Here is an 892-nt window from a genome sequence, read left to right on the forward strand (position 1 = left end):
AATCCATGTGGATCGGGCAACGTCGTGATGGTAGTCTTCGTCATGTGGCATATCCTTTTCTCAAATGAGAATTGCGGCGCGTCAACAACGCCATGATATGCCGCCCCTCAGGGGCTATCACCAACTTTCAGCTATATCTCCCTCGGGAAGGTGAGAATCTTCATCGGCGCATGACGGGTATCCAGGGCTGCGTAAAGACCGTGCAACTCAACCGGCTCCTGATCGAGGGTTGTGATCTCAGGGTGGGTTGGGTTTTCGTCCTCTGGGTAAAGCTGCTTAGCATTTTCGATCGCGTCGCCCAGGGTTTCAGGAATGGTCCAATACTCGTGCATCTGAGCAGGTGATTGGGTTGCCAGCATTGAGGTAAGGGCGATGGCTTGTAGAACGCAGCGATGCATCTATCAAACCTCTGTTGCGATTATTACTCAATAACACCAAACGGCCCGAGTTTGATATGTTTAATTAGTGTCTTTGGCATGTCATTAGTTAGATGCTTTAGGCTCGATACTTCTCACTGATCTGAACACTCAGGAGTTCTAGCCCATGTTGACAAAATGAAGGCCTAACAGGCGCAGGCCTCATCATAGCTGATGTCTATCCAAATATAGGATTTGGGAATTTCCCGAAGGCTGCAAGCTGGTTCTATTGTGAAGCATGGAACGCATTGATTGGCTTGCAGATGTTTGGCTAAAAACCGCCAATTTCCACAATAAATTCAGCCTGTTACTTGCAGACCGAGTGGGCTTGGCTTATCATTCGGTTCATCGGTTCATCGGTTCATCGGTTCATCGGTTCATCGGTTCATCGGTTCATCGGTTCATCGGTTCATCGGTTCATCGGTTCATCGGTTCATCGGTTCATCGGTTCATCGGTTCATCGGTTCATCGGTTCA

The 892-nt window shown here is 48.7% G+C and carries 2 protein-coding genes; one reads left to right on the top strand and one right to left on the bottom strand.

All coding sequences use genetic code 11. The features are described 5' to 3' along the window. Positions 1 to 131: 131 nt before the first annotated feature. Positions 132 to 398 carry a hypothetical protein gene (locus tag ACFWW2_RS01475; RefSeq protein ID WP_393925586.1) on the bottom strand — a complete coding sequence of 89 codons (267 nt, stop codon included), beginning with the start codon at positions 396 to 398 and terminating at the stop codon, positions 132 to 134. 256 nt (positions 399 to 654) lie between these two features. On the opposite strand from ACFWW2_RS01475, the gene ACFWW2_RS01480 reads away from it, so the two are divergent. Beyond that, positions 655 to 892 (top strand): hypothetical protein (locus ACFWW2_RS01480; RefSeq protein ID WP_393925588.1); only part of this gene is annotated, 238 nt, incomplete at its 3' end.

The organism is Yoonia sp. R2-816, from assembly GCF_046762905.1.
Lineage (GTDB): Bacteria > Pseudomonadota > Alphaproteobacteria > Rhodobacterales > Rhodobacteraceae > Yoonia.

Coding starts and splice junctions, on each gene's coding strand:
- ACFWW2_RS01475 (WP_393925586.1), bottom strand. CDS start 398: ATGCATCGCTGCGTTCTACAAGCCATCGCCCTTACCTCAATGCTGGCA.